11 protein-coding genes and 1 riboswitch are annotated in these 13012 nt (G+C 71.5%); of the genes, 9 read left to right on the top strand and 2 right to left on the bottom strand.

Going from position 1 to position 13012, the window contains the following annotated elements; translation table 11 throughout:
* Positions 1 to 67: 67 nt before the first annotated feature.
* The 4 genes from O1R50_RS11185 (at position 68) to O1R50_RS11170 (ending at position 6610) form a co-directional block, all read left to right on the top strand.
* Positions 68 to 625, top strand: coding sequence for a MerR family transcriptional regulator (locus O1R50_RS11185; RefSeq protein WP_333490258.1), 558 nt, complete (start codon positions 68 to 70; stop codon positions 623 to 625).
* 21 nt (positions 626 to 646) lie between these two features.
* Positions 647 to 747: riboswitch (glycine riboswitch) on the top strand.
* A 78-nt stretch (positions 748 to 825) separates the two neighbouring features.
* Positions 826 to 3648: an aminomethyl-transferring glycine dehydrogenase gene (gene gcvP / locus O1R50_RS11180; protein ID WP_270110107.1), complete on the top strand. Its 2823-nt coding sequence runs from the start codon at positions 826 to 828 to the stop codon at positions 3646 to 3648.
* A 90-nt stretch (positions 3649 to 3738) separates the two neighbouring features.
* Positions 3739 to 5400 (top strand): vWA domain-containing protein, encoded by a 1662-nt coding sequence (locus tag O1R50_RS11175; RefSeq protein ID WP_270110106.1) that lies wholly within the window; start codon positions 3739 to 3741, stop codon positions 5398 to 5400.
* Between the two features lie 61 nt (positions 5401 to 5461).
* Positions 5462 to 6610: a chorismate-binding protein gene (locus tag O1R50_RS11170; protein ID WP_270110105.1), complete on the top strand. Its 1149-nt coding sequence runs from the start codon at positions 5462 to 5464 to the stop codon at positions 6608 to 6610.
* Between the two features lies 1 nt (position 6611).
* Here O1R50_RS11170 and O1R50_RS11165 read toward each other — a convergent pair whose 3' ends face one another.
* Positions 6612 to 6863, bottom strand: coding sequence for a hypothetical protein (locus O1R50_RS11165; protein WP_270110104.1), 252 nt, complete (start codon positions 6861 to 6863; stop codon positions 6612 to 6614).
* 224 nt (positions 6864 to 7087) lie between these two features.
* Between O1R50_RS11165 and O1R50_RS11160 the strand changes: the two genes are divergently transcribed.
* Positions 7088 to 7462, top strand: coding sequence for an ankyrin repeat domain-containing protein (locus O1R50_RS11160; RefSeq protein ID WP_270110103.1), 375 nt, complete (start codon positions 7088 to 7090; stop codon positions 7460 to 7462).
* A 75-nt stretch (positions 7463 to 7537) separates the two neighbouring features.
* Here O1R50_RS11160 and O1R50_RS11155 read toward each other — a convergent pair whose 3' ends face one another.
* Entirely contained in the window at positions 7538 to 8464 is a 927-nt protein-coding gene (locus O1R50_RS11155; protein ID WP_270110102.1) for a LysR family transcriptional regulator, read from the bottom strand.
* A 137-nt stretch (positions 8465 to 8601) separates the two neighbouring features.
* On the opposite strand from O1R50_RS11155, the gene O1R50_RS11150 reads away from it, so the two are divergent.
* The 4 genes from O1R50_RS11150 (at position 8602) to O1R50_RS11135 (ending at position 12971) form a co-directional block, all read left to right on the top strand.
* Positions 8602 to 9279, top strand: coding sequence for a succinate dehydrogenase cytochrome b subunit (locus O1R50_RS11150; RefSeq protein ID WP_408612674.1), 678 nt, complete (start codon positions 8602 to 8604; stop codon positions 9277 to 9279).
* 1 nt (position 9280) lies between these two features.
* The gene (locus tag O1R50_RS11145) at positions 9281 to 11218 is read left to right on the top strand and encodes a fumarate reductase/succinate dehydrogenase flavoprotein subunit (RefSeq protein WP_270110099.1); all 1938 of its coding nucleotides are present in this window, start codon (positions 9281 to 9283) and stop codon (positions 11216 to 11218) included.
* Positions 11215 to 11961 carry a succinate dehydrogenase/fumarate reductase iron-sulfur subunit gene (locus O1R50_RS11140; RefSeq protein WP_270110098.1) on the top strand — a complete coding sequence of 249 codons (747 nt, stop codon included), beginning with the start codon at positions 11215 to 11217 and terminating at the stop codon, positions 11959 to 11961. The genes O1R50_RS11145 and O1R50_RS11140 overlap by 4 nt, the downstream gene beginning before the upstream one ends.
* Before the next feature lie 251 nt (positions 11962 to 12212).
* Positions 12213 to 12971, top strand: a complete 759-nt coding sequence (locus O1R50_RS11135) for a MerR family transcriptional regulator (protein ID WP_270110097.1) — start codon at positions 12213 to 12215, stop codon at positions 12969 to 12971.
* Positions 12972 to 13012 lie beyond the last annotated feature (41 nt).

The following is a 13012-nucleotide window of genomic DNA, read 5'->3' as shown; positions in this document are numbered from 1 at the left end:
TTCAGCCCATGGTGGAGGGTCCGGAAGCTTACGCTCACCTTCGACACCGTCAAAGGGGAGGAAAGCCATGGACGCCCACAGTGAACCCGCAGGCCGGCCCGCCGTCCCCCCCAGCCAGATCCGCGGATGGCGCGGCACCGCCGCCTGCCGCGTCGTCGGCATCTCCTACCGCCAACTCGACTACTGGGCCCGCACCGGACTCGTCGAACCCTCCATCCGCCGCGCCTCCGGGTCGGGATCCAACCGCCTCTACTCCTTCCGCGACATCATCGTCCTCAAAGTCATCAAACGCCTCCTCGACGCCGGCGTCTCCCTCCAGAACATCCGCAAAGCCGTCGGAGCCCTCCGCTCCAGAGGCGTGAAAGACCTCGCCGAGATCACCCTCATGTCCGACGGCTCCACCGTCTACGAATGCCGCTCCGCCGGCGAGGTCATCGACCTCCTCCGCGGCGGCCAAGGCGTCTTCGGCATCGCCGTGCGCACCACCGTCACCGAAGTCATGGGCCGCCTCGCCACCCTCCCAGGCGAGGCCCCCGTCACGACCCCGACCCGCCTCCACCCGCCCGAGCAGACCCAAGGGCACCACACCGGGACCGTGCCCGGTCGCCGACGGACCGCTTCCTGACCTACCATGGCCGCAGAGCCGGAAAACCGGGCGGGAGAGATCGTGGGCCACATGCGCTCCACGGCACCGAAGGGGCAAGTCCCTCGCTTCAAACTCTCAGGTACCAGGACCGCCCGGAATTGGCCGCTCTGAAGCCAGCAAGGCGCTGGTGACAGACGAGGGGACCGCAACCGCCGTCGACCTGTCACCGGAGTCTCCCCATGACCGAGCGCACCTTCGCCGACCGCCACATCGGCACCAGCAGCGCCGACCAGGACGCCATGCTCAAAGCCGTCGGGCAGCCCAGCCTCGACGCCCTCATGGACGCCTGCATGCCCGCCCTCATCCGATCCTCGGACGGCCTCGCCCTGCCCGCCGCGATCGCGGAGACCCAGGCCCAGGCCGAACTCGCCGCCCTCGCCGCCCAGAACCGCCCCCACCGCTCCATGATCGGCCTCGGCTACCACGGCACCCACACCCCCGCCGTCATCCGCCGCAACGTCCTCGAGAACCCCTCCTGGTACACCGCGTACACGCCCTACCAGGCCGAGATCTCCCAAGGCCGCCTCGAGGCCCTCCTCAACTTCCAGACCATGATCACCGACCTCACCGGCCTCGACACCGCCGGCGCCAGCCTCCTCGACGAAGCCACCGCCGCCGCCGAAGCCATGCTCCTCGCCCGGCGCGCCGCCAAGAAGACCGCAGGGAACGTCTTCGCCGTCGACCACCGCGTCCTCCCGCAGACCCTCGCCGTCCTCCAGACCCGCGCCGAACCCCTCGGCATCGACCTCGCCGTCGCCGACCTCACCGACCCCGCCGCGATCCCCGAGGGCGCCTTCGGCCTCCTCCTCCAATACCCCGGCGCCGACGGCACGGTCACCGACTGGACCCCCACCGTCGAGGCCGCGCACGAGCACGGCGCCACCGTCGCCGTCGCCGCCGACCTCCTCGCCCTCACCCTCCTCGCCGCGCCCGGCGAATTCGGCGCCGACATCGCCGTCGGCACCACCCAGCGCTTCGGCATGCCCATGGGCTTCGGCGGCCCCCACGCCGGCTACATGGCCGTCCGCGACACCCTCCAGCGCCAACTGCCCGGCCGCCTCGTCGGCGTCTCCCGCGACAGCGCCGGCGCCCCCGCCCTCCGCCTCGCCCTCCAAGCACGCGAACAGCACATCCGCCGCGAGAAGGCCACCAGCAACATCTGCACCGCCCAGGTCCTCCCGGCCGTCATCGCCGCGTCCTACGCCCTCTGGCACGGCCCCCAGGGCCTCAAAGCCATCGCCGAGCACACCGCCGCGCAAGCCGCGCGACTGGCCGCCTCACTCCAGAGCGCCGGCATCGACCTCACCACCGCCGCGCTCTTCGACACCGTCACCGCCGCCGTCCCCGGCCGCGCCGACGAGATCATCGCCACCGCCGCCGCCGGCGGCCTCAACCTCCGCCGCGTCGACGCCGACACCGTCGCCGCCACCTGCGACGAGACCACCACCGACAGCGACCTCCGCATCGTCTGCGACGCCTTCGGCGCCCACCTCCACGAACCCGTCGCCGACCGCATCCCCGTCCAGCTGCGCCGCGAAAGCACCTACCTCACCCACCCCGTCTTCACCGCCCACCACTCCGAGACCGCCATGATGCGCTACCTCAAACGCCTCGCCGACAAGGACTACGGCCTCGACCGCGGCATGATCCCCCTCGGCTCCTGCACCATGAAACTCAACGCCGCCGCCGAAATGGAACCCATCACCTGGCCCGAATTCGCCGACGTCCACCCCCTCGCCCCCGCCGACCAGACCCGCGGCTGGCAGCACCTCGTCGACCAGCTCGAAACCTGGCTCGCCGAAGTCTGCGGCTACGCCGCCGTCTCCGTCCAACCCAACGCCGGATCCCAGGGCGAACTCGCCGGACTCCTCGCCATCCGCGCCTGGCACCACGCCCGCGGCGACGCCGACCGCGACCTCTGCCTCATCCCCGCCAGCGCCCACGGCACCAACGCCGCCTCCGCCGTCCTCGCCGGCATGCGCGTGGTCGTCGTCGCCTGCGACGACGCCGGGAACGTCGACCTGGCCGACCTCGAGGCGAAACTCGGCCAACACGCCGACAGGCTCGCCGCGCTCATGGTCACCTACCCGTCCACGCACGGCGTCTACGAGGAGACCATCGTCGAGGTGTGCGCCAAGGTCCACGACGCGGGCGGGCAGGTCTACGTCGACGGCGCGAACCTGAACGCGCTCCTGGGCTGGGCCCAGCCGGGCCGGTTCGGGGCCGACGTGTCGCACCTGAACCTGCACAAGACGTTCTGCATCCCCCACGGCGGCGGCGGGCCCGGCGTCGGGCCGGTCGCCGTCGCCGAGCACCTCGTGCCGTTCCTGCCCTCCGATCCGATGGCCGAGACCGCGGGTCCGGTCGGGCCCGTGTCGCAGGCGCGGTGGGGTTCGGCGGGGATCCTGCAGATCCCGTGGATGTACCTGCGGATGATGGGCGCCGAGGGCGTCACCGCCGCGACCGCCGCGGCGGTGCTGGCGGCGAACTACGTGGCCGCGCGGCTGCGGGAGCACTACCCGGTGCTGTACACCGGCAAGCACGGGCTCGTCGCGCACGAGTGCATCCTCGACCTGCGGGACCTGTCGAAGGACTCCGGGGTGACGGTGGAGGACGTGGCGAAGCGGCTCATCGACTACGGGTTCCACGCGCCGACCATGTCGTTCCCGGTCGCCGGGACGCTCATGGTCGAGCCGACCGAATCGGAGGACCTGGCCGAACTCGACCGGTTCTGCGAGGCGATGATCGCCATCCGCGCCGAGATCGACGCGGTCGCCTCCGGTGCGGTCGCGGTGGAGGACTCGGCGCTGCGCGCCGCCCCGCACACCGCCGCCGTCGTCACCGGCGAGGCGTGGGACCGGGCCTATTCGCGGACCGAGGCGGCCTGGCCCGCCGGCGTCTCGGCCTCCAAGTACTGGCCGCCGGTCGGCCGGATCGACAATGCGTGGGGGGACCGCAACCTGGCGTGCACGTGCCCGCCGATCGAGGCCTTCGGGGAGTAGCCGAACGCGGGCCCCGCTCACCACAGTGGGCGGGGCCTGAGGCTGGGGCTTTACACTGGGCGCCGACGATTCCCCCCAGGAGTGAAGCTGATGGTTTTCGGTACCACGCACAAGGTGAGGTCGCACCGGCTCGGGCGGCGACGCAAGAAGGGCGGCAACCGCATGGTGGTGGCCCCCTGGATCGTGATCACTCTCGTGTGCGTGCTGGTCGCGGCAGGTTTGACCTGGGGCTTTGTGGCTTTGATGCGGTCGGGTTGCTCGGGGCCGATGTACCGGGTGGCGATCGCGGCCGCGCCGAGCATCGCCGGGAGCATCGCCGACGCCGCGCACGAGTGGGAGGCGACCGGGCCCGAGGCCTCCACCGGGCAGTGCATCGGCGCCGAGATCCGCGAAGTGTCGGCCGCGGACGCCTCCAGCGAGTTCAGCGGCAACTGGGACGAGAAGACATTCGGGCCGCGGCCGATCGCGTGGGTCCCCGACTCGCAGGCGTGGGTGTCGAAACTCGCCGCGAGCGAGACCACCGCCGCGTTCGTCGCCGGCGAACCGCTCGTGCTCGGCCAGGCCTCCTCCGTGCTGGCCGTACCGAACTCGAAGGCCACCGAGCTCGGCTGGGTCGGCGGCGAACCGCCCACCTGGGCGGACGTGCTCACCCAAGCGCAGAACGGGACGATCACCCTCGCGGCCGCCAACCCCCGGACCTCCACCGAAGGCCTCGTCGCGATGCTCAACGCCGCCGGGGACGGCTCGGGCGGGTTCTCCGCCGACGCCATGACCGCCTGGAAGGGCGCGACCGGCACCGGCTCGCTCGCCGCCAACGCGGACGACTCCCTCGACGCCTACGCCGAGGCCCCCGACCCCACCCGGGCGATCACCGCCCTGGACTACCAGGTCGAGGACTTCAACGCCGAGAACGCGCCCCCCGACCCGCTCGTGCCCGTCATCCCGGACGGCTCCGGCGTCGGCGCCGTCGCGACCTACCTCGTGCTCAGCGGCGGCTGGGTCTCCGAGTCCGACGCCGCGATCGCCGAGCAGTTCGGGGACTTCCTCAAAGGCAAGGTCGACGCCGGCGAGTTCGAAGACCCCGAGTTCCCGGCCGTGGACGACCCCGAGGCCGCGCTGGCCCAGACCACCCCGGAGACCGTGGGCGAGGCTGTGGAGGCCTGGCAGGTCGGCCGCGAGACCCTGCGCGTGCTGTTCCTGGTCGACCGGTCCTCCTCCACCGACACCGAATCGGTCTCGTACGGCGGTCAGGACCTCACCGCCGGGGACGCGGCCGTGCAGGCGGCCATCGCCACGGTGCGGGACATGGAGTCGACCTACCAGGTCGGGGTGTGGGAGTACGGGGTCGGCGCGGGGGAGGAGCAGCCCTACCGGGAGGTCACCGGCCTGACCGAGCTCACCGACGACGGCCGCGACACCCTCGAGACCGACCTGTACGCCGTCTCCGAGAACTCCTATGAGGGCGGCTCGCCCCTCTACGACACCCTCATCGCGGCCAGCGCGTTCATGGACGGGCAGGCCGCCGACGGCGCGGTGAGCGTCATCGTGGTCTTCACGAACGCGAGCAAGGACGAAGTGAGCGAGGGGACCGCCGACGACACCGCCGCGCAGCTGGCGGCGAGCACGAAGGTGTACACGGTCGGGTTCGGGGAGACCGATCCGGCGAACCTGACGACCCTGGCCACGGCCACGGGCGGTTCGTTCGTCCAGGCGCCGGCCGAGGGCGGGGTCCTCGACGCCATCGGCAGTTGAGGCCGGTGAGGTGAGCCACACGGCTCGGGCCGCGGGGCCCGGGCCCGGCGATACTTGAGGCATGCCGAACTTCCGCGCCGTCCGCCCCGCCCCGCCGGGCGTGCCCGCGGCGTGCCGGGACCGGCTCGTGGAGGTCGACCGGCTCGAGTGGCGGATCGGCGACGGCGGCGACCCGGCCGCGCTCGCGGCCGACTTCCGCGCCCGCCACCTCGCCGAGGGCGACGCGGGCGGGCACGCGAGCGCGGACGGCGCGGTCTGCGGTGTCGCGGTGCTCGTCTCGGCCGCCGCCGGGGCGGTCATGGTCGGCGGCGCGATCGGCGCCCCCAGTCCCGTCCCCGCGGTGCCGGACCTGGCGCTGGTCGCCTACGTCCACGGTCCGGCGCGCGAGGCGGCGCCGCCGGGGCCGTTCACGGTCGGCCCTTGGGAGGCCTCGTGGTCCGGCGCGGACCACGCCGCGGCGGTCAGCGCGGTGCAGGAGGCGATCGGCCGGGGGGACGTGTACGTGGCCAATGTCGTCGGCCACCGGCGCGCCCGCTGGTCGGGCGATCCCGCCGCCATCGCCCGTGCGGCGTCCACAGTGGCTGGGGCGTCGTGGGGCGGGGTGCTCGCCGGCGACGACTGGCTCGTCGCCTCCGGTTCGCCCGAATGCTTCCTCACCGCCGACCGGTCGGCGGCGGCGACGCATCCGATCAAAGGCACCGCACCGGCCACAGAGGACGGACGGGCGGCGCTGCTCGCCTCGGTGAAGGAACGCGCCGAGCACGTCATGATCGTCGACCTCGAACGCAACGACCTCGCCCAGGTCGCCGCCCCCGGCACCGTGGAGGTCAAGGACCTCTTCCACATCGGCCGCTGGGCCGATCTGTGGCAGGCCGAGTCCACCGTCACCGCCGACCTCGCCCCCGGCACCGGCTTCGCCGACCTGCTGCGGGCGATGTGCCCGCCCGGGTCGGTCACCGGAGCACCGAAACTCGCCGTCCTCGACCTCGTCGGCGGGATCGAACCGGTCGGCCGCGGGCCCGCCATGGGCGCCTTCGGGTTCCTCACCGGCCACGAGACGCGCCTGGGCGTCACGATCCGCACCGTCGCCCTCGACGCCGAGCACGCCCACATCTGGTCGGGCGGCGGCATCACCTGGCGCTCCGACCCCGAAGCCGAAGTGGCCGAAGCTGAAGCGAAGGCCGCGGGCGTCGCCGCGGTCCTGCGCTGAGTCACGGCCGGGCCGACCGCCAGATCGCCAGGGTCTGCTCCTTCGCCTGCTCGCGCAGCGCATCGGGCCACTCGGCCCGGTAGAGGCGCAGCCGGGGCGTCGAGGAGTCGAGCTCGACCACGCAGCCGAGCGCCATCGGCGGATCGGGGTGGACGCGGCGCAGCCACACGGTACCGGCATTGCCGTCGTCGCCGCTCACTTGGATAGTGCGATGTTCCAATTGGAACTGCCCTAGGATTTTCGGCTCGCTCATGCCCGAGTCCTCACCGTTTGTGTCCCACCGTTGTCGGGCGGCGCGGCATCTAGACGTGTCAGCGACGCGGCCGCGGGGCCCGCATTCAATCTTTCCCACCCCCGCGCAGCCGTGTCAATACCCGATCCGACACCTGCGAGGGTGAACTCCACTGGGAGCGGTCCATTGCGGAGGCCCCGCACGAACCCGTACGTCACCGGGACGGGTGTGAAAAGCTGTGGGACGTGAGCGATGACGAGGATTTCAACGACATAGCCGAAGCCGCCTTCGACCTGGCCCGGGGCGGCGAGACCGAGCGGCTGCTCCGCTTCGTCGACACCGGCCTCCCGGTCGACCTGGTGAACGGCTCGGGCGACTCCCTGCTGATGCTGGCCGCCTACCACGGCCACGCCGACACCGTCCGCGCCCTCGTCAAAGCCGGGGCCGATGTGGATCGACGCAACGACCGCGACCAGTCCCCGCTCGCCGGAGCGGTCTTCAAGGACTACCGCGAAGCCGTCGCCGCCCTCCTCGAAGCCGGAGCCGACCCCGACGCCGGCACGCCCTCGGCCCGCCAGATCGCCGCCATGTTCGACCGCAGCCTCGGCGCCGCTGATTGACGGTTCGCAAGCGCCGCCGAGACTGCTCGCGACCCGTGGATGAGCACCGTCGAGGAATGGGCGCCGTCGAGGAATTCAGAGGGCCTGCATGCCCTGCGGCAGCCGCCCCCAGGCGTGCAGGTCCGTCAGATGCGCCTCCAGCGTCGCCGCGAACGCCCCGGCCGCCTTCGTCAGCGGCGCCTCCCGCCGCGCGGCGAGGGCGATCGTGCGGCTCGCCCCCGGCGGCGCCAGCGGCGTCGCCCGCAGGCCCGGGCGGCCCGCCGCGATCATCGCCGGCAGGAGCGCGATCCCCAGCCCGGCCTCGACCAGGGACGCGACCGCGTCCGTCGCGCCGCCGTCGACGCCCGTCCGGGGCGTGAACCCCGCGCCCTCGCACGTCGCGATCGTCAGGTCCCGCAGGTCGTAGCCGTGCGCGGGCAGCACGAACGCCTGCTCCCGCAGCTGCGGCAGACCGATGAAGCCCTGCCGCGTCAGCGGCGGCAGGTGCGCCGCCGAAGCGACCACGAGCGCCTCCGACAACAGCGGCTGCACACTCAGCCCGGCGTCTTCGGCCATGTCGCCCACCGTGAACGCCAGGTCGAGGTCCCCGGCGGTGAGCCGGTCGGTCAGCGGCCCCGACCCGTCCTCGGTCAGCGTCACCGTCACGCCCGGGTGCGCCTCCAAGTACCGCGTCAGCAGCGGCGCGATCAGCCACGAGCACAGCGACGGGGTCGCGCCCAAGCGCAGGTGACCGGCCCTGACGGCGAGCACGTCGTCGATGTCGGAACGGGCGGCCGTCACCGCCGCGGTGATCCGGCGCGCGTGCGGCAGCAGCGTCTGCCCCGCGTCGGTCAACTCGATCCGGCCCCGCGCACGCGTGAACAGCTCCGCGCCGAGCTCGGATTCGAGCGCTTGGATCTGCTTGCTCAATGACGGTTGTGTCACACCGAGTTCTTCGGCTGCATGGGTGAAATGCCGGGTTTGTGCGACAGCGAGAAAGGCCTGGAGTTGCTGCGGGCGCATCTTCATAACCTAACGGCATGAAAGACCGCCACGCCATGAATTGGACCCGTGACCCCCATCGCGTCTAGCCTCTGGACGTGTCTACGGATCTGCAACACCGCCCCGCCGCGAGGCCGGACAAACGCCCCAAGGCGCCCCTGGCGCCCTGGCGTTCCAACATCGGCCTCAAGATCGCCATGGCCGTCTCCGGCATCCTGATGATCCTGTTCATCATCGCCCACATGGCCGGGAACCTCCACATCTTCGAAGGCCGCGAGTCGATGAACGACTACGCGCACGGTCTGCGCACCCTCGGGGAGCCGCTGCTGCCCCACGAGAGCATCCTGTGGATCCTGCGCATCGGCCTCATCGCCTCCATCGCCGTCCACATCTGGTCGGGCCTCGTCCTCTCCCGGCGCGCCCACCACGCCCGCCCGGTCCGGTACGCGCACCGCCACAAGAACCGCGGCGAAAGCCGGGGCGCCTACGGCGTCATGCGCTGGGGCGGCATCGTCATCTTCCTCTTCGTGGTCTGGCACCTGCTCGACCTGACCTGGCGCACGGTCAATCCGGTCAAGGAAGTCCCCGACGCCTACGGCGCCGTCGTCGCCACCTTCAGCCCCGAGCGCTGGCCGGTCACCGTGTTCTACCTCCTCGCCCTCACCGCCCTCGGCTTCCACCTGCGCCACGGCATCTGGTCGGCCGTGCAGACCATCGCGGGCCCGACCACGAAGTGGCGCAAGCGCACGCAGGCGACCGCCCTGGCCGTCGCCCTCATCATCGTCCTGGGGTTCGCCATCGTCCCCCTGTCGGTCACGTTCGGACTGGTGAAGTGATATGAGCACTGACTTCTACCGCGAGGGCGAACCCGTCGCGGACACCAAGGCCCCCGCCGGGCCCATCAGCGAACGCTGGGAGCAGCGCCGCTTCTCCGGGCGGCTGGTCAACCCGGCCAACCGCCGCAAGCTGCGCGTCATCGTCGTCGGCACCGGCCTCGCCGGCGCCTCCGCCGCCGCGACCCTCGGCGAACTCGGCTACCGGGTCGCCAACTACTGCTTCCAGGACTCCTCGAGGCGCGCGCACTCGATCGCCGCGCAGGGCGGCATCAACGCCGCCAAGAACTACCGCAACGACGGCGACAGCGTCCACCGCCTCTTCTACGACACCGTCAAGGGCGGCGACTTCCGCTCCCGCGAGTCGAACGTGCACCGCCTCGCCGAGGTCTCGACCGAGATCATCGACCAGTGCGTCGCCCAGGGCGTCCCCTTCGCCCGCGAATACGGCGGCCTGCTCGACAACCGCTCCTTCGGCGGCGCGCAGGTCTCGCGCACCTTCTACGCCCGCGGCCAGACCGGCCAGCAGCTGCTCCTGGGCGCCTACCAGGCCCTGCAGCGCCAGGTCGCGGCCGGCACCGTCGACCTGCACACCCGCCACGAGATGCTCGAACTCGTCATCGTCGAGGGCAAGGCCCGCGGCATCGTCGTCCGCGACCTGGTGACCGGCGAGATCTCCACCGAACTCGCCGACGCCGTCGTCCTCGCCACCGGCGGGTACGGCAACGTGTACTTCCTGTCGACGAACGCCATGGGCTGCAACGTCACCGCCGGCTGGCGCGCGCACCGCAAGGGCGCCTACTTCGCCAACCCCTGCTACACGCAGATCCACCCGACCTGCATCCCGCAGTCGGGCGAGCACCAGTCGAAGCTCACGCTCATGTCCGAGTCGCTGCGCAACGACGGCCGCGTCTGGGTGCCCAAGCAGAAGGGCGACGACCGCCACCCCGCGGACATCCCCGAGGACGAGCGCGACTACTACCTCGAACGCCGCTACCCGGCCTTCGGCAACCTCGTGCCCCGCGACATCGCCTCGCGCGCCGCGAAGGTCGTGTGCGACGAAGGCCACGGGGTCGGCCCCGGCGGGCTCGGCGTCTACCTCGACTTCGCCGCCGCGATCGACCGCCTCGGCAAGAAGGCCGTGGAAGCCAAGTACGGCAACCTCTTCGACATGTACGAGCGGATCACCGGCGAGAACCCGTACGAGCGCCCCATGCGCATCTACCCGGCCGTGCACTACACGATGGGCGGCCTCTGGGTCGACTACGACCTCTCCTCCAACATCCCGGGCCTGTTCGTGGCCGGCGAGGCGAACTTCTCCGACCACGGCGCCAACCGACTGGGCGCCTCGGCGCTCATGCAGGGCCTCTCCGACGGCTACTTCGTCCTGCCCAACACGATCTCGGACTACCTCGCTGACGGGCCCTTCGACGCCCTCGACGAGTCCCACGAGGACGTCGTCGCCGCCCGCCAGGCCGTCGACGACCGCATCAACTTCTTCCTGAACAACGACGGCGACCGCACCGTCGACTCCTTCCACCGCGAACTCGGCAAGATCATGTGGGAGTACTGCGGCATGGAGCGCACCGACGAGGGCCTGCGCAAGGCCATCGGCCTCATCCGCGGCCTCAAGGACGAGTTCTACCGGCGCGTCAAGGTCACCGGCAAGAACGAGCAGCTCAACCAGGAGCTCGAGAAGGCCGGCCGCGTCGCCGACTTCCTCGAACTCGGCGAGCTCATGTGCATCGACGCCCTCCACCGCACCGAGTCCTGCGGCGGGCACTTCCGCGCCGAGTCCCAGACCGAGGACGGCGAGGCCAAGCGCGACGACGAGCACTTCTCGTACGTCGCGGCCTGGGAGTTCGGGGAGGACGCGCCCGTCCTCCACAAGGAAGCCCTCGAGTTCGAATACGTCAAGCCCACCCAACGGAGCTACAAGTGAAGCTGTCTCTGCGAATCTGGCGCCAGAGCGACGCCCAGGCCGAGGGCAAGATGGTGTCCTACGAGATCGACGAGGTCTCCGAGGACGCCTCGTTCCTGGAGATGCTCGACGTGCTCAACGAGCGTCTCATCGGCGAGGGCGAGGACCCGGTCGCGTTCGACCACGACTGCCGCGAAGGCATCTGCGGCGCCTGCTCGCTCGTGATCGACGGCCAGCCGCACGGCCCGCAAGCCGCCACCACCACCTGCCAGCTGCACATGCGCAAGTTCAAGGACGGCGACTCGATCGACATCGAGCCGTGGCGGGCGGGCGCGTTCCCGGTCATCAAGGACCTCGTCGTCGACCGCTCCGCGTTCGACCGGATCATCCAGGCCGGCGGGTACATCTCCGCGCCGACCGGGACCGCCCCGGACGCCCACGCGGTGCCGATCCCCAAGCAGGACGCCGACGCCGCCTTCAGCGCTGCCGCGTGCATCGGCTGCGGCGCCTGCGTCGCCGCCTGCCCCAACGGCTCGGGCATGCTCTTCATGGGCGCCAAGGTCACCCACCTGGGCCTCATGCCGCAGGGCCAGCCCGAGCGGGCCACGCGCGTGCTCGGCATGGTCGCCGCCCACGACGAGGCCGGCTTCGGCGGGTGCACCAACACCGGCGAATGCGCCGCCGCGTGCCCCAAGGAGATCGGGCTCGACGTCATCGGCAAGCTCAACCGCGACTTCCGCAAGGCCGCCATCCGCGCCGCCTAGCGAGGACGTGAAAGAAGCCCCCCGGCGTTCGCCGGGGGGCTTCTCGTTTCTCCTGCCCCGCGTGAGCGGGGAGACCCCAGGGGGATGTACGCCCCACGTGAGTAGGTGATGCCGCCCCATGTAAACAACGACCCGGGCCCGGCGAGGTCGCGGCGCTTGACCGTGACCCGTGTCTCTTTTCGCGATCCTTGCGGCTGACGCTACGTCAGCCAATACCGTCGTAACCGCATGACGAACGAAGGAGCGCATCAATGGACGTCTGGACGACCGCCGAGGTCGCCCGCCTGGCCGGGGTCTCGGCGCGCACCCTGCGCCACTACGACGCCATCGGGCTCCTCGAACCGGCCTCCCACGGCCACGGCGGCCTGCGCCGCTACGGCAGGCCCGAACTGCTGCGCCTGCAGCAGATCCTCCTGCTCAAACGGCTCGGCCTGCGCCTCGACGTCGTCGCCGAGATCCTCCAAGGCGACCTCGACCCGGTCGACGCCCTCAAACGCCACGCCGCCGAGATCGACACCGAACGCACCCGCCTCGACCGCCTCGCGGCCACCGTCGAGGCGACCATCCGACAACTCGAAGGAGGCCAGCCCATGGCACCGGAAACCTGGTTCGGCGGACTCGACCCCGCCACCGAAGCCCACTACCGCGACGAGGCCCGCCGCCGCTGGGGCCAGGCCGTCGTCGAACGCGCCTGGGAGACCCTCCAGGACCTCACCCCCGAAGAGCGCCGCGCGATCCCCGAGGCGTTCAACGACATCAATGCCCGACTCAGCGCACTCCGCCAGGCGGGCAAGGCCGCCGACGACCCCGACGTGCAGGAGGTCGTCGTCGACCACTACCGGCTCATCGCCAAGCACTGGGGCGACCAGCCCACCGCCGAGGCCTACCGCGGACTCGGCGCGCTCTACACCGACGAACCCCGCTTCAAGGACACCTACGAGCAGGTCGGCGACGGCTTCGCCGCCTACATGCGAGCGGCCATGGACGCCTACGCCGAAGCCAGCCTCTGACCGCAGCGGGGGGGGGGCGGGGGGGGCCCCCCCCCCCCCCC

The organism is Glycomyces luteolus, from assembly GCF_027622875.1.
Taxonomy (GTDB): domain Bacteria; phylum Actinomycetota; class Actinomycetes; order Mycobacteriales; family Micromonosporaceae; genus Glycomyces; species Glycomyces luteolus.
The sequence above is the reverse complement of the archived record's forward strand: the minus strand, read 5'-3'. Positions and strand labels throughout refer to the sequence as shown.

Excerpts from the sequence above, each read along its gene's own strand:
- O1R50_RS11175 (WP_270110106.1), top strand. The coding sequence starts at position 3,739 with ATGGTTTTCGGTACCACGCACAAGGTGAGGTCGCACCGGCTCGGGCGG.
- O1R50_RS11135 (WP_270110097.1), top strand. The coding sequence starts at position 12,213 with ATGGACGTCTGGACGACCGCCGAGGTCGCCCGCCTGGCCGGGGTCTCG.
- gcvP (WP_270110107.1), top strand. The coding sequence starts at position 826 with ATGACCGAGCGCACCTTCGCCGACCGCCACATCGGCACCAGCAGCGCC.
- O1R50_RS11185 (WP_333490258.1), top strand. The coding sequence starts at position 68 with ATGGACGCCCACAGTGAACCCGCAGGCCGGCCCGCCGTCCCCCCCAGC.
- O1R50_RS11170 (WP_270110105.1), top strand. The coding sequence starts at position 5,462 with ATGCCGAACTTCCGCGCCGTCCGCCCCGCCCCGCCGGGCGTGCCCGCG.
- O1R50_RS11155 (WP_270110102.1), bottom strand. The coding sequence starts at position 8,464 with ATGCGCCCGCAGCAACTCCAGGCCTTTCTCGCTGTCGCACAAACCCGG.
- O1R50_RS11145 (WP_270110099.1), top strand. The coding sequence starts at position 9,281 with ATGAGCACTGACTTCTACCGCGAGGGCGAACCCGTCGCGGACACCAAG.
- O1R50_RS11165 (WP_270110104.1), bottom strand. The coding sequence starts at position 6,863 with ATGAGCGAGCCGAAAATCCTAGGGCAGTTCCAATTGGAACATCGCACT.